This is a genomic window from Aerococcus sp. L_32 (assembly GCF_050689315.1).
Genome location: NZ_JBOEQF010000024.1, coordinates 1 through 19,204 on the forward strand (window position 1 = coordinate 1; position 19,204 = coordinate 19,204).

Here is a 19,204-nt window from a genome sequence, read left to right on the forward strand (position 1 = left end):
GCCTTCTGTGCAAATGCAACCGTCTGCTTCAGCGTCGACTGAGCGGTTTCACCTTCATAAATAATATTTTGATCTAATAAACTTAAACTTAAAGCCATTCACTTACCTCCAATTCTTTCCAACTACCACCATGTGTCCTTTTATTGAAAAATAAAAACCCCTTCTTAATAAACAGTCTTGTCTATTAAGAAGGGGCGAAGAGTCAACGTTCGCGGTGCCACCCTTGTTCAAAATGCCCTCACGAGCAATTTCTCATCCAGTAAATACTGGAAAATTTAACGGTTCCACCCGTCTAACCAGCTTTCACTAGCTAGATGCTCAAAGGTCATTTTCATTACTGGTAAGCATCTGCTCTCATCAACTACAGACTTTTCTGTGCCTTACCCACATAATTACTCTACTCATCCACGCACTGGTTTATTTGAATATTTGCTTATATTTACTTTTATTGCTATCTGGACTTGCAATAAATTTGCTTGCACTCAATCTAACAAATTCCACTCGCTAGCATCAACCTTACCGCCTAGCTCTAAAATTTTTTGATCTCTCTTTGGCCAAAATGGTGACACATCAAAAAATCTAGGAAAAGTCTTTGATAATCAAGCTTTTCACGTCAATTTAATTTTCCCATAATCGTTAATCGCTATCATCATTGATATAGAAGTAGGACAAGCACTGACAAAAAATAATAATTTTAAATACAATCATTGTACAAAACGCCCCTTATCATCAAATCGAAAATCCTAACAATGTGATTAAATCAGCCTTTCTAATCAAATCAGTTTAAACATGGCCCTTACCCTACAAATATCATTTGACCGATTTTGATGTTCTGCATACAAATATTGCCTTCCGCTGTTATCACTTTTATCGATAACGAGTGATTGATAAATGCTTGAGCAAATTCCCCCACTAGAACCGTCTACTCGGTTACAATTCTTTTTAGTGATTATGCAATTATTTAAATAGATACATAAACAAATCAACCAATTTCTAGAAATGAGGATGTCAGATGCGAATTGCCATAGTAGGTTTTGGGATTGCAGGTGCTAGCACCCTAATCCAGTTAAGTAAACAATTTGATTTAAATGCCGCGACCGACCAAGTGGATGTCTATGAAACACGTCCACGCTTAGGTGCAGGTGCCCCATATGCGGAGGACGACGATGCCACAGTCATCAACTCCTTCCCGCGGTCATTGTCCCTTGACGACGACAACAATGAGGACTTTATCAATTGGACCAAGGCCAATTATCCTGCCATCGATATCGACAATGTCTTTGCCCCACGCACCATTTACGGTGAATATGTGGAAGCATATCTCAAACCCTATTTAGCCAAAGATTACGTTCGTCATATCCAAGCCAAAGTCACCGACTTTCAAGTCGTAGACGCAGATGGGACACCCCTATACCAGCGACCACTTGAAGACGGCTTAGCTTATCAAGTCTTTAGTCCGGAAAATGGCTGGTCTCAAGTTTACGACGCGGTCTTTTTTGCTATTGGCCACCCGCCCTATCAAGACCCATACCAATTAGATGGCCAAATCAATTACATTCAAGACCCTTACCCATTGCGGGAAAAATTGCAGGCGGCTAAAGGCAAGCCTCGAATTGGCATTGTGGGCTCTGGTCTAACGACTATCGACTTGATTAATTACTTCAACAAATACGATTTATTTGCCGACCATGAAGTGACGGTCTACTTCCGCCACGAACCTTTCCGGTCAGTGATCCAACCTGACGCTAACGAAGATTATATCCAGTCTATCAACGATGAATGGATTGAGACACAAAGAGCAGCCAACAAGGGGGCTATCCCGATTCAAGTCGTCATCAACCAAGTCAAGGCCGACCTAAAAGCCAACGATATTGACTACAGCCGGGTTTGGGCCAACTTCAATACAGGTTCAGTCGCTACCGTCACCAAGGCCATCCGCCAAGATGACCCTGACTACCGCCGTTTCCAAGGCTTTTTCCGATCCTTCTACCCAGTCCTACACCAGATGATGGGCGCCCTAGATGCTGCCGGTAAAGACTATTTCTACAAGGAACTAGGCCCCTTCTTCCGCATGCTGTATTCACAAGCCCCAGCCGCTTCCATCAGTATGATCTTAGACTTAGTCAACCAAGGCAAATTAAAATTAGTTTCTGGCTTGTCTGATATCCAACCCTTGGAAAATGGCCAGTTCCACCTATACGCTAGCGGGATTCGCCACAAGGCAGATGTCTTAATCAATGCCACTGGCTTCAACAGTCGTTTAAGCCAGGCAAAAGACACAGACCCGTTACTGGGTAATTTGATCCGCCGTAATTTAATCCTGCCTGACAACCGGGACAATATTTTAGCGGCTTACCCAAGCGCGAAGCCATTAAACACTAACTACCAAATCCTAGACAAGGTCTACTTCCTAGGTAGCTGGATTGCTTCAACCCAGGGACCTAATACATCCGTTGCCTTGGCCAAGAAACAAACCCAAATCGCCGTCACTGACTTCTACCAACAAGTTAGCAAAATCAAGTAAATCACCATTTTTCCATGCAAAAAGGACTTACACCCTCAAGTTAAATGAGTGGCGCAAGTCCTTTTAATGTTCATTATTTTTATGCTGATTAGTCAACCATAGCGAACAAGTCATTCAATCCTTCAGCTAAAGTTGGATGTGTATAGATTTGGTCACGCAAAATTGTGTACGGTAAGTGGGCATTCATGGCAACGGTAATGATATTGATGATTTCATGGGCCCCTTCACCAAATAAACGAACCCCTAGAATTTCATTGGTCTTCGCATCGATTACCGCTTTAAATACGCCAGTAGTTCGGCTGATCACTTTTATATATTTTAGTAAATGATTTTTGAAAGTTTTCCCAAAACGATTTGCACTAGGTTAAACCGATCACTGGAAATTAAGTTTTACTTTTTGCAAATAAATCGCTATCATTAACTCATATGCATACAAAAAAACGTCCATGCACATAGAATGGGCTTAAACAATAACATAAGGGAGTGATTAGATGACATTATTACTGAATGTTAAAGACATCCGAGGGTTGGTCGATATGGCAGAGACCGTCAACATTGTCGAAAGAACCTATCATGAAATGGGGCAAGGCAAGGTTATCAACCCAAGCAAGGTGAATTTAGACTTAGGTGAAACGGGTAATTACCCCTTCTACGACGGCTTTATGAATGCCATGCCAGCCTATATCGACTGGTTAAACATGGCTGGAATGAAGTGGATTGGTGGCTTTTATGGTGGTCGTCGAGCAGCCGGATTCCCCTACATGACAGGGATGATCCTCTTGTTAGACCCACATGTGGGACGCTTCTTATCCGCTATGGACGGGGCTTATATTACAAACCTTAGAACAGGTGCGCAAACCGCTGTCGCCCTATCTTACTTTAACCTAGGTGAATCCATCTCACTGGGTATGTTTGGGGCTGGTACCCAGGCTAGAACCCAAGTGATTGCCATCACTAAACGGTATAAAATCAATCGTCTAGTCGTATGGAACCACCGCCGTTCAACAGCAGAAGCCTTTAAAGAGGACATCGCCCACCTTATCGATGGTGAAGTTATCATTGCGGATAAACCTGAAGACGCTACAGATAATGACGTGTTGATTACGGTCACAGGAGCTACCGCACCCTTTATCACAGGCGACATGATCAAACCGGGTACCATCATTATGCCAATGGGTTCTAGAGGCGAAATCACAGACGATATCATCATTAACGCCGATCATATTTATGTAGACCACAGAGCTCAAGCGCTTCACCGTGGCGCTTTGAAGCACCTAACAGACGAAGGTCGCCTATCCGAAAAAGATATTACCGCAGATTTCGGTCAGTTAGCTACAGGCCAAGTGGCACCGAAGCATAATGAAAACACGACTACCATCGTTATTCCAATCGGTATTGGGGCACTGGATGTTGCTGTCGCAGGACATGTCTACCACGAAGCTATGATACAAGGTCTTGGCCAACAATTCGACTTCGACCTCCTAGGCGGAGCCAATACCATCAATTACATGGAACCAGACTTGGAAAAAGAATAACCAATAGCTAAGCTAGCAAGCAAAAAGGGGCGTGACCAATTATCACACCCCTTTTTTTGTGTATCCTATTTATTCAAATTCACACCTAATGTTGAATACTCACCCTTGTTCATGTGTCTTGTATTAAAATTTAAAACTTTTTTCTGACATAGCTTTAAATGTTATTCCTTTTCCCACGCAACAAGCGTAAGCCATTCAAGATAACCAAAATTGTTGAGCCTTCATGGAAAAGGACGCCAAGAGCAATATCTGAAATGCTCATGAAATTCAAGATGACTAAAACGAGCACCACAAACATTGAAAAGGCCATATTCTGCCAAGTAATTCGGTTTAAATCTTTGGATACTTGGTGGGCATAAGTCAATTTGTCCAGATCATTAGCCATCACAACAACGTCAGCAACATCAATTGCCACATCCGTTCCGTCACCCATAGCGAAACCGATATCTGCTTGCACTAGAGCTGGCGCGTCATTGACCCCGTCCCCTGTCATCCCAACTTGTCCGTATTCAGCTTGTAGGTCTTTAACAATTTGGGCCTTCTCTTCTGGTAAAACATTGGCCACAACTTGATCAATCCCCACTTGATTAGCGACTGCCTGACCAGTCACTTGGTTGTCCCCCGTGATCATGACAGTATGAACGTCCGCTTGGTGGAGGTAGTCGATGGCGGCTTTAGCCGCTTGGTTCGGCGTATCCATCATAGCTATGTAGCCGATAACTGCATCGTCTTTTGCGATATAAACCACCGTTTTCCCGTCCGCCGACAATTCGTCTGTGTGCCCCTTTATTTTGTCTGGAACGGCCTCAAATATAGATGGCTTACCGATTTGATAAGTGTGGCCAGCGTAGGTCCCGCTTAGCCCTTTTCCAAGGTCATTCGTCACTTCAATCGGGTCGGTTAAGGGTTTTGTGTGGGCTTTAAATTCTTGTAAAATAGCACGGGCCAAGGGATGGTTGGATTGACTTTCCATCGCGACAACTACTGGCAAGATGGCTTCGTCTTGGATCCCGTCAACAAAAAAGTAGTCGGTCACTTCGGGTTCACCCTTGGTCAAGGTGCCGGTTTTATCGAAGGCAATGGCTTTTAAATCAATCAGATTCGATAGGTAAGCGCCACCTTTGAATAGGACGCCATGACGGGCCAGGTTTGAAATTGCCGATAGGGTTGCGGGTACTGCTGAAGCGGCCAAGGCACATGGTGAGGCGGAAATTAAGAATATCAGTCCACGGTACCAAGCCTCTGCCCATTCCCAGCCGAAGATCCAAGGACCTAGAAGGACTATAAATGGGAAAATGGCCAGGACGGTTGTAACATAGATTGGCTCGATTTTCTTGATTTTAGTGGCAGCTGGTGTCAAATTGGCTTGGGACGCTTCCACCATTTGCAGGATTTTTGCAAAGACGGTTTCATCCGGATTCTTCGTAACTTCAACCACAATAGCGTGGTCCCCGTTAATGGTCGCCCCAAATACCTCGTCACCTACTGTTTTTTCTTTAGGCATAGATTCGCCATTGATAGAGGCTTCGTTGATGACAGTCGCCCCTTTGACAATCCGGCCATCAGTAGGGATTTGCCCCCCATTTAAGACTTGGACCTGGTCACCGATTTGCAGTTGGTCAACTGCTACGTTTTGGGTTGAACCATCAGCCTGTAATAGTGAAGCTTCAGTTGGGTTCAAATTCATCAAGTTGGTAATTTCACGTCGCGACCGCCCTTCCGCATAATCTTCTAGGAAGTGAGCGCCAGCGAAAATTAAAATTAATAGGGCTGCTTCATAGAAAGAGCCAATTAATAAAGCGCCAACTGCCGCCAGCCCCATCAATAAGTGGATATTAGGTTTGAATTTACCAGCGGACATGGTGTCTCGAATAGTATCACCAAAGCCTTCACCTAACACGTGGTAGCCGGATAAGATCACTGACGCTACCATTAAGCTATTCCCTACAAATGGTAGCCAATTACCAATGATAAGCCCCAAAATGAAGGCAATGAAACCAATGATATAAAGGCGGGTAGCCAGCTTGGTATCATGTTCACTATGGTTGTGGCCACAGTGGTCATGGTCGTGGTCGTGTTTAGGATTATGGTCGTCAGTGTTTGCGTCTTCATGTGTATGTTGATTCGTATGATGTCTTGTATCTTTATGGTGATGAGTCTCTTTTTCAGTCATCATGTCCACTCCTTTTTAATTAGGTTACTTACAATATATAAGTGTATATGAACGTTCATTCATATTCCTCACCCTTATTATACAGCGCATATATGAAAAATCAATCATATTCATTAAAAAAGATAGGTTATTCACAAAGGACAATCTCCTTGCGCTGAATTATCTTGGAACTATTACCGCTAATTCCTTTCCTAGCTTTACCATCATTTTTGGGTGCATAACTTCAACATTTTTGACCTTCGCGGGGAAAAAGGATGAGCAGACTGAATGGTCAGACAAGGGATTAGACCAAGGCAAATTCCGGTCCCACCGCTTGAAAGGCAATGATAGGTAGGTGTAAGCAGAAGGGTAATATTTTATTAAACACATATCTTGGAAAAAATATCTCACACAATTTATTAAACACATGTTGTCCTTAAATTTGCTATAATGGCTGTTGATGAAATTCGAGGAGGTGACAAAAAGATGACATTTGAACAAATCTTACCTAAATTACGCGAAGGTGCCTTCATCATCCGTGATGGTTGGGGTGGCGCAGAAGAGTATGTAAAACTAGTTGATCCGAAAGAATTTGAAGGCCAAGCAATCACACCCTATTTCCTAATTTCAGTTGCTGGCGAGGGCTTTTCTATGTTCCAACCAACTGTATGCGATATCCTTGCTGAAGACTGGTCTATTGTTGACCCTGAAACTGTTACCAAATAAAAGGGTGATCACTATGACAAATAAATATACAGATTTTCCAAAGTTACCCAATCAGTTGAATGTCGTAATTACTGGCGCTATGTCAGGTATTGGGGCTAGCCAAGTTGAGGCTTTCTTAAGTCATGGCCACCGGGTTTACACCGTGGATATTCAAACTAATGCTGATCAATTGGCGAAATGGCAAGCTATCTACCCAGAAACCTACTATTTCCAAGAATTGGACTGTAGTGATGTTTCGGCGGTTTCGTCCTTTTTCCAACATATTACTAAAGACCTATCTGGAATTGATGTCCTATGTAATACGGCGGGCAAGTTGGACGGGTATGTGGCTTTGGGGGATACGAATCCTGATTTATGGGCGGATATCCTAACGCATAATCTCCAGTCTGTTTTTAATATGACCAAGGCGGCGCTACCATACTTATTAGCCAATCCTACTTCTCGCTTGATCAATATGGCTTCGATCGCGGGCTTAACGGCTGGTGGTGGTGGGATTGCTTATACAACAGCTAAGCATGCTATCGTCGGTTTTACTAAACAGATGGCCTTCGATTATGCGGGGCAAGGGTTAGTCGCTAATGCAATTGCCCCTGGTGCCATCATGACGCCAATGAACCAAGCTGATTTTGTGGGTGATAGTCCCATGGCCGACCAAGTGATGGCTCAAACACCCGCTAAACGGTGGGCAGGTCCTGATGAAGTGGCAGCCCTGACCCTATTTCTAGCCAGCGATCAGGCAGCTTACATGCAGGGCAATACCATACCTGTCGACGGCGGTTGGCTGATCCGGTAACTTTCTACATATATAAAATCACGAATCCAACATTACAAATTACACTAAAATTGCGACACTTCGGTAGAGTACTACTCACTGGTATCAGTGTCCTTTGGTCGCAATTGCACACTAGGCCCAGCCTATAAAGGAGACTTAAATGAATAACGCAAATGATACAATTACCCCTTCACGTTTTACCACTCTAGATATGACCAAGATTGCCGTCGTGGCAGCTTTATACGTGGTCATCACCCTAGTCATCGCGCCGATTTCTTACGGCCCCGTTCAATTTCGGATTTCTGAATCCCTAAACTTCCTAGCCCTTCACAATAAACGCTATATCTGGGCAGTTTCTATCGGTGTTTTCATCGCCAACTTCCTGACATATGGCCCGATCGACATGATCGTCGGCGCTGTTTCAACCTTTATTTTCCTATATATTGGTCGCTGGTTAGGTGATTATCTTGTTAAAATGGCTATGCAGGCTCAATTTGGCTTATTGTCCGACCAATGGATTCGCTATGTCACTTTGACAGTCGTTTTTGCCCTATCCATGTTCACAACCACTACAACAATCGTATTAGTCGGTGCCGATGCCGCCTTCTTACCAATTTATTTATCACTTGCCCTGTCTGAATTTGCGGCCATGACCCTTGGTATGTTCATTATGTACCCATTAAGCAAACGGATCGATTTCGACCGCTAATAAGCGGATTCTTTGAGTTGCCCTTTTTTGACCTTTATACTATATAGTAGACAAATGAATATAGAAATTTGATAGAGAAATGAAAAAGTCATTTGAAAGGAGCTTTTCAAACATGAGAGTACTCGTTATTGGTGCCCATGGTGGCGTATCTCGTCACTTCGCAGATTTTGTAAAAGATTCAGAAACGATAGAAGAAGTTGCAGCCATCCGTAACTTAGACCAAGCCCCCTTCTTTGAAGAACGTGGGATTGAGTCAGTTTACTTAGACTTAACCAAACACACACAAGCAGACATTGAAAAAATTCTGACCGACAATAAAATCGATTCAGTGATTTTCTCTGCCGGTGCTGGTGGATCAGGTGACGACATTGTTATGATGGTTGACCTTGATGGCGCTATTAAATCTATGCAGGCAGCTGAGGCAGTTGGTATCAAGCGTTTCGTGATCGTGTCTACATTTAGAACTGGTCGCGAGGAAATCGAGAAAGGTGTCCTACGCGTTTATACCACTGCGAAAACTTACGCAGACGAATGGTTGAAATCACGCACCAACTTAGATTGGACCATTGTTCACCCAGGTGTCCTACGCGATGAACCAGGTTCAGGAAAAATCACTACCGAACCCCAAGCTGAAATCATTGACGTGGCCCGTCAAAACGTAGCCCAAACCTTACTAGCAGTTCTGGAAAACGACAATACTATTGGTAAAGAATTTGAAGTAGTAGATGGCGATACAGATGTCACAACAGCCGTTCAAAATCTATAAGTATGCATAAGTAAATAAATCAGTAAATAAGTAAAAGGTGCCCGCGAACAAAGTCGCAGGCACCTTTTACTTATTTAAATTAACATCTGACGTATTTACGTTTAAAACCTATCCGGTTTCTTTCAATTTCCTTTTGAATCGACGCATAAGCATTCAAAGTTTGTGGTTTCTTGTGTTCACGCTCAATGACTAATTCACCAATTTCTTCCGCCACTGCTAGGGCTTTTTCAGATAAAGGAATATAGGATAAGCCAACCGTATAAACAAAGTTGTTCATTGAATGCTTGGTCCGTTCAGGTTGATAATGAATTGTTTCTTTAACTTGTTCCAACATAGCTGACAACTTATCTTCATCAAAATTGTCGTCTTTCAACCGACCCAACAACCAGCAATAAGTCGACCAGCCAGCTGACATCCTCAATTCCTCGCCAGAGGCAATCCACTTGTCCGCCACTTCTTGGGCGATATCCGCTTCAGATAAGGTCACAGCAACCACCCAATCAGCCAACATAAAGCAGTAAGCTTGGTTGATCCACCGGTCATAATCCGCTTCCGTCATGGCATTAGCATTCGCAATCACACCTGCAAAGTACATGGCATCATAGTTTCCTGATGCATACAATTCTTCAGCAAGGTCTTGATCGATTTTAATCGCCTTCCGCATGGGTTTCATAGACCCAGTCGTTACCCCAAATAACGGCTCAACCGCCCCATTTGATAGGTACATTTTCTTGGTCCGGTCTTTCCCCAAAGCTTCCAGCTCCGTCATCACTTCAGCGTATTCCATACCCTCACCCTATCTTTCAAGTCGCTAACATCATTTAGTCTTCGCCTTTTATAGCCGTTTAAATTTTACTGCCAGTTAATTTAGTGACAATGGGTTCAGCCAGTTTAGCTCTAAAGGTTGAAATCATCGGTCCTGCAAAGAAACCTAAATAAACAGTCATTAGGCCAACCGGACCACCTAATAATAAGGCCATCAGTAAGCATAAAATTTCATGGGCAAAACGGACTTGCGCATAAGAAAATTTACTTTTCTCCTCAACAGTTGGTGCAATAGCATCTAGGGGTGCTGTACCAATTCCGGCCGAAATGTATAAAGATGCACCGAATAGGAATATCGTACCTGCAATGACAGTCAATACAACCCGGATCAATAAATTCATATCACCGTCACCTAAACCTGCCTGATTAAAAAAGAAATCAAAAAATTCCACGATATAACCGACAAAGAACCAGTTGATCAGCGTCCCCAAGCCAAATTGACTACGGTCAACGAAGACTACTGCTAAAAATATAAATACATTAAAAATAACAACTACCGTACCAAAGCGAATGCCAGTTAAGGCCGAAATCCCCATATTCATTGCACTATATGGATCCATCCCCATATCGATAGTCCCAGATAATGAGATGCCAAATGCAATCGCCACACAGCCGATAAAAGCCACAATGGCTCGGATCAGTAAATCTTTATTCAAATAATCTCTCATATAATAATCTCCTTATTAATAATATCCTTTTTGCCGCTACTAAACTTGCATAAACGCGTCTAATTCCTCAAACGTAATTGGGTCGATGTGGCCATGCAAGTAGAAATCAGCGTCCAGTTGACTCAAAGTTTGACGTAAGACAGCCATTTTCTCAGGGTCTAAATAAGAATTGTTGTAGAAGTCCTCAGTAATGGTGTCACCAATGAAGGCCACTTTTTCAGACGGAATATAGATAACCATCCCATCTTCAGAGTGCGGATTCACCACTGGGAAAACTTTCACTTCAAGATTACCTAAATCAATATTCAGCTCACCCTCAAATTCCAAATCAGCTTGTTTTACTTTAATTTGGTTTACTGGATTGTCATACTCAACACGTAGATATTGGTCACAAAAAGCGCATTCTTCGCCTTTTTCAAGGCGTTCTTGCATCGCTTCCTTAGTCCACTTCCACTCAGCCATCACCCCTAATTGCGCATTGGTTTTCTTATTCGCTAAGACCGGCGTATCCACCGCATGAATCCCATAAGTATGGTCCCAATGCCAATGGGTAATTAAAGTCATGGCTTCTTTAGGTAACCCTAAGCGTTCAACTTCCTGGTCAAAATTCGCTACATGGCTGGCAGAATTTCCAGCATCAATTCGCAAGGAAAACTTGTCTCCTTTGATATAACCCAGAACCGGGCGATCCAAATCCCCATCCGCCGGCATATAATACACGCGTTCTGTTAATTGCTTTAATTGTCTCATCCTTTAGCTCGTCTCCTTTTCAGTCAATTCATTATAACAAAATTTATAATCTTCCAATACCCCTAGAAATTTTACCCATATAAAAAAGGCTACAACATTTACGTCGTAACCCTTTTTACTAATATCGGACTCTTCTTACGCATAGACATCCGTATGTCACTGCGTTCCGACGGCTGTTCCACAAAAATCAAACTCTTCCTAATGCGTTAGAAGCGTCGAGTCATAACGACTTTTGTCGCACCACCTATTATAAGCTAGCGATTTTCTCTTTGTCTGCGTCGCTCAAGTTAAAGTCGAATACATTCAAGTTGTCTGCTTGGTGGTCTGCGTTATGAGACTTAGGAATCACGACCACACCACGTTCAATTTGGTAGCGTAATAAAACTTGGCCCCAAGTTTTGCCGTATTGTGTACCAATCTCATCCAAGATAGCACGAGAGGCTTCGTCGGTCCCCTTCATCGGCGCCCAAGCTGTGACAACCACATCGTTTTCAGCAGAATATTCAATAATGTCATCGTTCCAAACTTCAACATTTGATTTAATTTGGTTGACCATTGGTTGAATACGCGCGTTATCAATGATGATATCTAATTGGTCTTGGTCGAAGTTAGATACACCGATAGCTTTGATTTTACCTTCGTTGTAAGCGTTTTCTAAAGCATACCAAGTTTGTAGCATTTCATTTTCATTGTCCCAAGGGTGGTGAATCAAGTATAAGTCAATATAGTCCGTTTGTAATGCTTCCAGTGAGGCATTTAAAGTCGCTTCAACTTTTTCAGCTGAACCCGCGTGGTCTAAATCACCAGGGATCTTAGACGTGATGAAGAAGTCCTCACGTGGTAAACCAGATTCTTTAATCGCCTTACCAACAGTCGACTCATTACGGTATGAAACCGCCGTATCAATGGCACGGTACCCTGCCGCAATCGCTGATTGCAATTCAGTCGTATCATCAGTCACTTCACCAAAGTAGTCCCCGTCAACCTTCCCAAAAGTGTTGGTACCAGTACCTAAAATCGGCATTTTTACGCCATTATTTAATGTTACAAATTCCATCATTACACGCTCCTTATATGCTCTCTATTGAAAAACAACTATCTCATTCACTTGAATATTCGGGTCAATACTTTGGACCACCGGACAATACTTATGTATCATCTTGGTCGCCCGCTCTGCACGCCCCTGATTTTCCTCAGCCACACTCACATACATAGTAATCGTGATTGCTGTGACTGGTTTGGCACTTTCCTCAGAACGGTCAAAATCAATGGCAACGTCATGAAAAGTATGGTCGATTTTTGAATTATTCAAAATATTCCGATATACACCCGCCGAACAGCCCGCAACCGCCAAGACAAAAGTATTCAAAGGTGAAAAACCAATTTCCTTATTCAAAGGCCAATTGTCCCCATTGTCGTTGACCGCCTCAGGACCCAAATCAGCCATATTTAAATGTAAGGTCATCTATTCACTCCTCACTTAGCTAGGGACTAGTTCACCAGTCCCTTAACTTCTTAATACTTTTATTATAGAAAAGAAATCAGAAAAATACTAGCAAACAGGATTCGCTCTGACCGAAAGAAATCGAGCATTTAAGTGTCTATTATCTTTATCCAAAAATAAACTTTTCCAAACTAAAAAGATGGCACACTCACGTACCACCTTCTCTAAATTCATATTTTGATTAGCTGTCTTTTTCAGAATTTAAGATATCGCCTGTTGTTGCGTCGATATCATACTCAAATTCTCTGTCACCATCTACAGTAAATTCAATTTCATAATGGGCAACGTCATCGTAATCGTCATCGTCGTCATCCACATCATCTAATTCAATTTCACGTTCTGTTAAGGCATCTTCAGTTAGACCAGCGTCGTCTAAAGCAATTTGCCATGCTTCATCTTCAGAAATGAATTCTCCTGAAGCAGCTTGGTTGGCTTCACTTGAGCTTGCACTCTCGTTGCTATCATCTGCATTGTCACCAGACGTGTCTTCTGAACTAGGTACCGTTTCAGAGCTTGTTTCACTTGAAGAAGCGTCTTGATTGGTTGTTTCAGCTGTTTCACTTGTAGTCGTGTCTTCTTGACCACTGTTACCGCATGCGGCAAGCAAGAATACTGAAGCGAATAATGTTAGCGCACCTGTTTTTAATTTCATGGAATCTCCCTTTCGTTAAGCATAGTGTCGACTACTATAGTTAGCGTGATTGCTAACCTTTTATATATTATAGCATATAGAAAAACAGCTTCAAACATTTTTATCACTTATATATCATAGATGTCTGGTCTTCGGTCATTAAAGACGTTAATCGATGAACGAATGCCTTCAATAACAGAAAGGTCTACCTCACCGTATTTTACGCCTACTTGTAAATCAGGAGAGACCACATACTCGCCCCAAGGATCAATGATGGCTGAATGACCCCCATATAAAGCCTCTTCGTCTCCATTAACCGGTCCTCTTGAATTAGCCGATACGACAAACAGCTGGTTTTCGATTGCCCGTGCCCGTCCCAAAGTATCCCAATGTAGATTCCGGACTTCAGGCCAAGCAGCCGGTGCAAATACAATCTGTGCATCCGCCAAGGCTAAAGCCCGCACCCACTCAGGGAAACGCAAGTCATAACAAGTGACAATCCCACATTTGACCCCATCCAATTCAAAGGTCACACTCGCTTCACCCGCTTCAAAATAACCATTTTCCTTGGCCGGTGAGAATAAATGGGCCTTATCATACGCTGCAAGCTCTTGTCCTTTTCGGTTGTAGACATAGGCCGTATTAAATAGCTTGTCACCACGCTTATTGGCCACCGACCCCCCAACAACATTGACTTGGTAGTTTTTAGCGAACTGGCTTAAAAATTGACGACTCACCTTGCCATCCTCGTCCGCTCGCTCTTTCACGTCTTCCGGTAAGAAGGATGTATTCCATAATTCTGGCAGCACAATCACATCCGGTTGATTGGCCGTCGCTTCTTCCATCAACGCTTGAATCGTTTGAAAATTCTCTGCCACCTGGCTTTGTTGTAAGGCTGCTTGTACAATCGCAATTTTCATCATATTCCTCCTAATAACCCTTTTCTCCATTATATAGGAGTCCTTTCCAAAAGTAATTTAAAGGGCTTAATTCCTTGGAAAAAGAGCCTTCGTGGTCTATATGACGGACATTTCATGTAAATTTTAGTTGACTACTTGATCCGCCATATGATAAATTACCGATATCAAATCGTAACGATTACGATTTACTAACTTTGCCCCTAGCTAAGGCAAAAAATATATTGGGTACCCAAATACATTTGATTGAATATTATTTTGGAAAAGAGGATACATTGATGAATAAGAGTTTGACATTCGCTTTATTGACCTTAATGGGAGCTGCCCTTTTGGCGGCATGTGGTCAAGCAAATACTGAGGCAGATGCGGGAAATGACGGGGACAAATTAGAAATTGCAACAACGATATACCCTGTTTATGCCTTCACAAAAGAAATTGTTGGCGACCAAGCTGACGTCAGTTTAATGGTACCAGCGGGCACAGAAGCCCATGACTATGAACCTTCTGCAAAACAAATTGCGGCCCTAAACGAATCAGATGCCCTAATTTACCACAATGAAAATATGGAAACTTGGGTGCCTTCTGCAGAATCCAGCATCAAGGAAGATGTAAATGTGATTAAAGGAACTGAAAACATGGTCCTACTGCCAGGTTCTGAAGACGACCATGACCACGATCACTCTGATGAAGAAGGACACGAAGGTCACTCACACGCCTACGACCCACACACTTGGGTATCACCATATCGTGCCATCATGGAAGTGGCATCTATTACAGCCCAATTAAGCGAATTATATCCAGATATGGCCGAAGAATTCCAAGGGAATGCGGATGCTTATATTGAAGAATTAAATGAGTTAGACGCCTTATATACAGAAGCCTTTGAGAATGCTAGTCGCCAAGACTTCGTTACTTCTCATACTGCCTTCACCTATCTAGCCGTTGATTACGGTTTAAATCAAATTGGGATTGCTGGTCTAACACCTGAAGAGGAACCATCAGCAGCCCGTCTAGCCGAATTAGCTGACTACGTAACAGAAAATGATGTTCAATATATCTACTACGAAGAAGCAGGCTCAGACAGCATGGCCAAAACACTAGCTGATGAAGCAGGGGTTGAAATGGCTGTCCTAAATCCGCTAGAAAGCCTTTCTCAAGAAGCTATGGATGAAGGTGCTGACTATATTTCTGTTATAAAGGAAAACCTAGCTTCATTACAAAAAACAACAAACCTACCATCCGCAGACGCAGAAAATACCAAAGAAGAAACTGAACAAACGGTCTACAATGGCTACTTTGAGGATGGTGACGTTTTAGACCGCACCCTATCTGACTATGCAGGCGAATGGCAATCTGTTTACCCATTCTTAGAAGACGGTACATTAGACCAAGTATTTGACTACAAGTCTAAATTAAACGACGGCATGACCGCTGAAGAGTATAAAGAATACTACACAATTGGTTACCAAACTGACGTCGATAATATCAACATTACTGACAACACCATTGAATATATTGTGGCCGGTGAAAGCAAGACATTCGAGTATAACTATGTTGGTTACGAGATCTTAACCTATGAAAAAGGAAATCGTGGTGTTCGTTTCTTATTTGAAACAAACGACCCGGAAGCCGGCGACTACAAATACGTGCAATTCTCAGACCATAATATTGCACCCGTTGAAACAGGACACTACCATATTTACTGGGGTGGCGAATCACAAGAAGCCCTTCTTGAAGAAGTAGACCACTGGCCAACATACTATCCAACTGATATGTCTGGCTCAGAAATCGCACAAGAAATGATGGCTCACTAACCTAGAATATAATGATTCATATTTTACATATAAACAAAATATCTGGTGTTTTTCTAAACTCCCAGGAGTACTAGCCAATTAAAAGCCACTGGACCGCAAAAGGTGAGACAAAAATCGTTCAGGCTCGCAGTACTGGCGTAAATAGTTGTAGTGATGGTACATCACGAAACCTATTTGCGAAGTGGTTTCTAAACTATATTGACTTGTTTTACCCATACATACACAAAAAGGAAGATCTGCTTTTGACAGGTCTTCCTTTTTGATTTGTAGATGCTTATTCTCTACAAGTTATCTTGGATATCTGCTTCAATATCTGCGGGTTCTGTTGTTGGGGCATACCGTTTAATAAAGTTGCCTTGCCGGTCTACTAAAAATTTAGTGTAGTTCCATTTTACTAGACCATTACCAGATGCTTTTTTCAGGTAGGAAAATAATGGTGCTGTTTTAGGGCCGTTTACTGATACCTTATCGAACATAGGAAATGAGGTGCCAAAGTTTAGTGCGCATGCTTCTGCAGCCCCTTTACCATCCTTAGGTTCTTGCATGAATGAATTTGAAGGGAATCCAAGTACCTTAAAGCCCTCACGTTGATATTTTTGGTGCAAGTCTTCAAGACCTTCTAATTGAGACGCTAGTCCACACTTAGTCGCCGTATTTACAATCAACAACAAGTCCCCTTCATAATCCGCTAGGTTTTTATCTTGTCCGTTAGCATCTTTTACAGTGTAATCATAGATAGTCATCATATTTCTCCTTTTATGATAGTAGAAACTCTTCAAAATTCGTCTGTATCTTAGGCTAAATGATACGCCTTTTTACCTGTGAAAGCGAACAATCACGTTTATAGATTGATTATATATCATCAATATACTTTCGCTAGTTCTTGAATCTTGCATCAATAATATTTGGTGGTACTAGTAACTACCTTACTAATATCTTTTTGTTACCTATATGATAAAGTGAAATTGAGAAACTTAGATTATATGGTGGTATATATTTTTATACCCTAACCATTTGCAGATGTAAGAGTTTTCATGATATAATGTATCAAATAACCAAGAGAGAGGTTCTTTATATATGGCTAAATACGAAGAGGTGGCTGGCGCGTTGGTCCGCTACATTAATGAAAATGAATTAAATGCAGATGATAAGTTACCGAGTATCCAAGAAATGGTGGACTACTACCAAGTGAGTAAAAACACAGTATTATCTGCCTTAAATGACTTAGAGAAACAAGGGTTAATCTACCAAGTACGTGGTTCTGGCGTTTATGTCCGTGGTAATCAACGTAAGGGTTATATCAACCTATTAAACCTGGGTGGGTTTAATTCTACCTTGAGCCAATTTAAAATCGATTCTAAAGTTTTATCCCTTGAGCTAATTGCCCCAACTGATGAAGCGGTAGAAAATTTAAAAATTGACGACCCAGCAAAAACAAAGGTCTACCATGTTACCCGCATCCGTTACATCGAAGGGCGCCCCTTCTGTATAGAGGAGTCTTATTTTGACAAAGATATTATCCCTTACTTAAGTGAAGAAATTGCTTCGAATTCCATCTTCGACTATATTACAGAAGATCTGGAAATTCCAATTGGCTATGGTGACCACTTCTTGCGTGTGGGGAAATTGAAGGCTGAACAAGCTGGCCATTTAAACCTAAATGAAGGCGATCCTTGCTTAAAAACGGAATCTATCTTCCATTTAAATAACGGGAAACCGTTCGACTATTCTAAAATTACTTACCACTTTGAAGAAACACAATTCTTTATTCAAGGTGCCAGCACCCAATACCGTTATTAAATCAATTTAACTAAATAAAAAGGACGCGATTCGCTCGTGTCCTTTTATTTGCGCTTAAATGCTATGGATAATTGATAGGGTTAAGGCCGTAATGGCTGCTGACCCAACTGTGAAGGGTGTTACCCTAAACAATAAAGTGTTATATAAGTCTTTTTGGTCTTTTCCTAAATAACCTGATGAAGCGAGTAGTAAACTACCGCCATCCGAGAATGGTGTAACGGTTGCTGCAAATCCACCGATAATAATACAAACGGCCATGATAGTCGGACTCCAACCTGTTGTTGCGTATAGGGCAGGCAATGTTGTAAAGAATAGTGGTGCAATAACCCCAATAGTTGAGGAGAAAATTGACATACAACCACATAGTAAGGCGATGGTTACTGGAATAATTGGCCATGGTACATAAGAAATTAAGGCTGCTAATGACTCCGTAATGCCTACTTGAACCCCAACCCCAATTAGTAATGAAATCCCACAAGTCATCCAGATTACTGACCAAGGTGTCCGGTTGAGTACTTTTTGCCCGTCTGCTAATTCAAACATGTAAGCGATTACCCCGAATACAATCCCCATCAAACCTAGGTTTAGTGAATCACTAATAGAGGCGATAAAGGAAATTGACCCACCAGTAAAGTTATCAATAATGGGGAAGATTAGCATAATACCAATGAAAATAGTCATTAGGGTTAAAGTCTGCTTTTGTTTAGGTTTGAAGGCTTCTGGTGCTTTCAACTCAACTTGCTTGTAGGCATCATTTGCCCGGTCTTTAAACATTAAGAATAATAGCAATAAAATTGGATAAATGATGGATACAATAAATAGTTGCCATGAGATTTCTTGAGCCATATCGGCAAAGCCTGTGGAAGCTATCAACCCTTGAACGATAGCGCCAAGGGGGCCGAACGGGAACACGCCCCCTGCAAGTGCCCCTTCGATTACGGCAATGGCGATGATTCGGGTGTCTAAATTGTTTTCCTTTGCGATGTTCAAGGCCAGGAACCCGACGATAGGTACTGAACCCCAAATGGACCCACCCAAGCCTGAAATTAGGGCTGCGGCGAAAAAGAAGCCAAAAGGTAACCAAAATAGGTGATTTTTAAAGGCATAGATT

At 42.1% G+C, this 19,204-nt stretch carries 19 protein-coding genes; 8 read left to right on the forward strand and 11 right to left on the reverse strand.

Annotated elements, in window-relative coordinates; translation table 11 throughout:
* Window positions 1-1,012: 1,012 nt before the first annotated feature.
* Window positions 1,013-2,524, forward strand: coding sequence for an FAD/NAD(P)-binding protein (locus tag ACRCJ0_RS03085; RefSeq protein ID WP_431389460.1), 1,512 nt, complete (start codon window positions 1,013-1,015; stop codon window positions 2,522-2,524).
* 88 nt (window positions 2,525-2,612) lie between these two features.
* Here ACRCJ0_RS03085 and ACRCJ0_RS03090 read toward each other — a convergent pair whose 3' ends face one another.
* Complete coding sequence (locus ACRCJ0_RS03090; protein ID WP_431389465.1) at window positions 2,613-2,837, reverse strand: pyridine nucleotide-disulfide oxidoreductase; 225 nt, start codon at window positions 2,835-2,837, stop codon at window positions 2,613-2,615.
* Between the two features lie 178 nt (window positions 2,838-3,015).
* Between ACRCJ0_RS03090 and ACRCJ0_RS03095 the strand changes: the two genes are divergently transcribed.
* Entirely contained in the window at window positions 3,016-4,059 is a 1,044-nt protein-coding gene (locus ACRCJ0_RS03095; protein ID WP_431388322.1) for an ornithine cyclodeaminase family protein, read from the forward strand.
* A gap of 154 nt (window positions 4,060-4,213) precedes the next feature.
* On the opposite strand, the gene ACRCJ0_RS03100 is transcribed toward ACRCJ0_RS03095, so the two are convergent.
* The gene (locus ACRCJ0_RS03100) at window positions 4,214-6,232 is read right to left on the reverse strand and encodes a heavy metal translocating P-type ATPase (RefSeq protein ID WP_431389466.1); all 2,019 of its coding nucleotides are present in this window, start codon (window positions 6,230-6,232) and stop codon (window positions 4,214-4,216) included.
* A 465-nt stretch (window positions 6,233-6,697) separates the two neighbouring features.
* Between ACRCJ0_RS03100 and ACRCJ0_RS03105 the strand changes: the two genes are divergently transcribed.
* The 4 genes from ACRCJ0_RS03105 (at window position 6,698) to ACRCJ0_RS03120 (ending at window position 9,184) form a co-directional block, all read left to right on the forward strand.
* On the forward strand, window positions 6,698-6,937 hold the full coding sequence (locus ACRCJ0_RS03105) for a DUF2829 domain-containing protein (RefSeq protein ID WP_431388205.1): 240 nt from the start codon (window positions 6,698-6,700) through the stop codon (window positions 6,935-6,937).
* A 13-nt stretch (window positions 6,938-6,950) separates the two neighbouring features.
* A complete protein-coding gene (locus tag ACRCJ0_RS03110) occupies window positions 6,951-7,730 on the forward strand; it encodes a 3-oxoacyl-ACP reductase (protein ID WP_431389461.1) in 780 nt (259 codons plus the stop codon).
* Between the two features lie 139 nt (window positions 7,731-7,869).
* Window positions 7,870-8,418 carry a QueT transporter family protein gene (locus tag ACRCJ0_RS03115; protein ID WP_059134379.1) on the forward strand — a complete coding sequence of 183 codons (549 nt, stop codon included), beginning with the start codon at window positions 7,870-7,872 and terminating at the stop codon, window positions 8,416-8,418.
* A 112-nt stretch (window positions 8,419-8,530) separates the two neighbouring features.
* On the forward strand, window positions 8,531-9,184 hold the full coding sequence (locus ACRCJ0_RS03120) for an SDR family oxidoreductase (protein WP_431389462.1): 654 nt from the start codon (window positions 8,531-8,533) through the stop codon (window positions 9,182-9,184).
* A 79-nt stretch (window positions 9,185-9,263) separates the two neighbouring features.
* Here the strand turns inward: ACRCJ0_RS03120 and ACRCJ0_RS03125 are convergent, their stop codons facing one another.
* From ACRCJ0_RS03125 to ACRCJ0_RS03155, 7 genes are all read right to left on the reverse strand, one after another.
* Complete coding sequence (locus tag ACRCJ0_RS03125) at window positions 9,264-9,971, reverse strand: DNA alkylation repair protein (RefSeq protein ID WP_431389463.1); 708 nt, start codon at window positions 9,969-9,971, stop codon at window positions 9,264-9,266.
* Window positions 9,972-10,029: 58 nt separating this feature from the next.
* Window positions 10,030-10,677: a YczE/YyaS/YitT family protein gene (locus tag ACRCJ0_RS03130; RefSeq protein WP_417893387.1), complete on the reverse strand. Its 648-nt coding sequence runs from the start codon at window positions 10,675-10,677 to the stop codon at window positions 10,030-10,032.
* A 39-nt stretch (window positions 10,678-10,716) separates the two neighbouring features.
* Window positions 10,717-11,427 (reverse strand): MBL fold metallo-hydrolase, encoded by a 711-nt coding sequence (locus tag ACRCJ0_RS03135; protein WP_417893386.1) that lies wholly within the window; start codon window positions 11,425-11,427, stop codon window positions 10,717-10,719.
* Between the two features lie 247 nt (window positions 11,428-11,674).
* The gene (locus ACRCJ0_RS03140) at window positions 11,675-12,484 is read right to left on the reverse strand and encodes an aldo/keto reductase (protein WP_417893418.1); all 810 of its coding nucleotides are present in this window, start codon (window positions 12,482-12,484) and stop codon (window positions 11,675-11,677) included.
* A gap of 24 nt (window positions 12,485-12,508) precedes the next feature.
* A complete protein-coding gene (locus ACRCJ0_RS03145; RefSeq protein ID WP_417893385.1) occupies window positions 12,509-12,892 on the reverse strand; it encodes an OsmC family protein in 384 nt (127 codons plus the stop codon).
* 220 nt (window positions 12,893-13,112) lie between these two features.
* Entirely contained in the window at window positions 13,113-13,583 is a 471-nt protein-coding gene (locus tag ACRCJ0_RS03150; RefSeq protein ID WP_417893384.1) for a PepSY domain-containing protein, read from the reverse strand.
* A 107-nt stretch (window positions 13,584-13,690) separates the two neighbouring features.
* Window positions 13,691-14,485: a carbon-nitrogen family hydrolase gene (locus ACRCJ0_RS03155; protein ID WP_417893383.1), complete on the reverse strand. Its 795-nt coding sequence runs from the start codon at window positions 14,483-14,485 to the stop codon at window positions 13,691-13,693.
* Window positions 14,486-14,757: 272 nt separating this feature from the next.
* Between ACRCJ0_RS03155 and ACRCJ0_RS03160 the strand changes: the two genes are divergently transcribed.
* Window positions 14,758-16,293, forward strand: a complete 1,536-nt coding sequence (locus tag ACRCJ0_RS03160; RefSeq protein WP_417893382.1) for a metal ABC transporter solute-binding protein, Zn/Mn family — start codon at window positions 14,758-14,760, stop codon at window positions 16,291-16,293.
* Window positions 16,294-16,574: 281 nt separating this feature from the next.
* On the opposite strand, the gene ACRCJ0_RS03165 is transcribed toward ACRCJ0_RS03160, so the two are convergent.
* Complete coding sequence (locus tag ACRCJ0_RS03165; RefSeq protein ID WP_417893381.1) at window positions 16,575-17,039, reverse strand: glutathione peroxidase; 465 nt, start codon at window positions 17,037-17,039, stop codon at window positions 16,575-16,577.
* 331 nt (window positions 17,040-17,370) lie between these two features.
* On the opposite strand from ACRCJ0_RS03165, the gene ACRCJ0_RS03170 reads away from it, so the two are divergent.
* Window positions 17,371-18,093, forward strand: coding sequence for a GntR family transcriptional regulator (locus ACRCJ0_RS03170; RefSeq protein WP_417893380.1), 723 nt, complete (start codon window positions 17,371-17,373; stop codon window positions 18,091-18,093).
* A 54-nt stretch (window positions 18,094-18,147) separates the two neighbouring features.
* Here the strand turns inward: ACRCJ0_RS03170 and ACRCJ0_RS03175 are convergent.
* A partial coding sequence (locus ACRCJ0_RS03175) for a hypothetical protein (protein WP_431389464.1) occupies window positions 18,148-19,204 on the reverse strand: 1,057 nt, incomplete at its 5' end.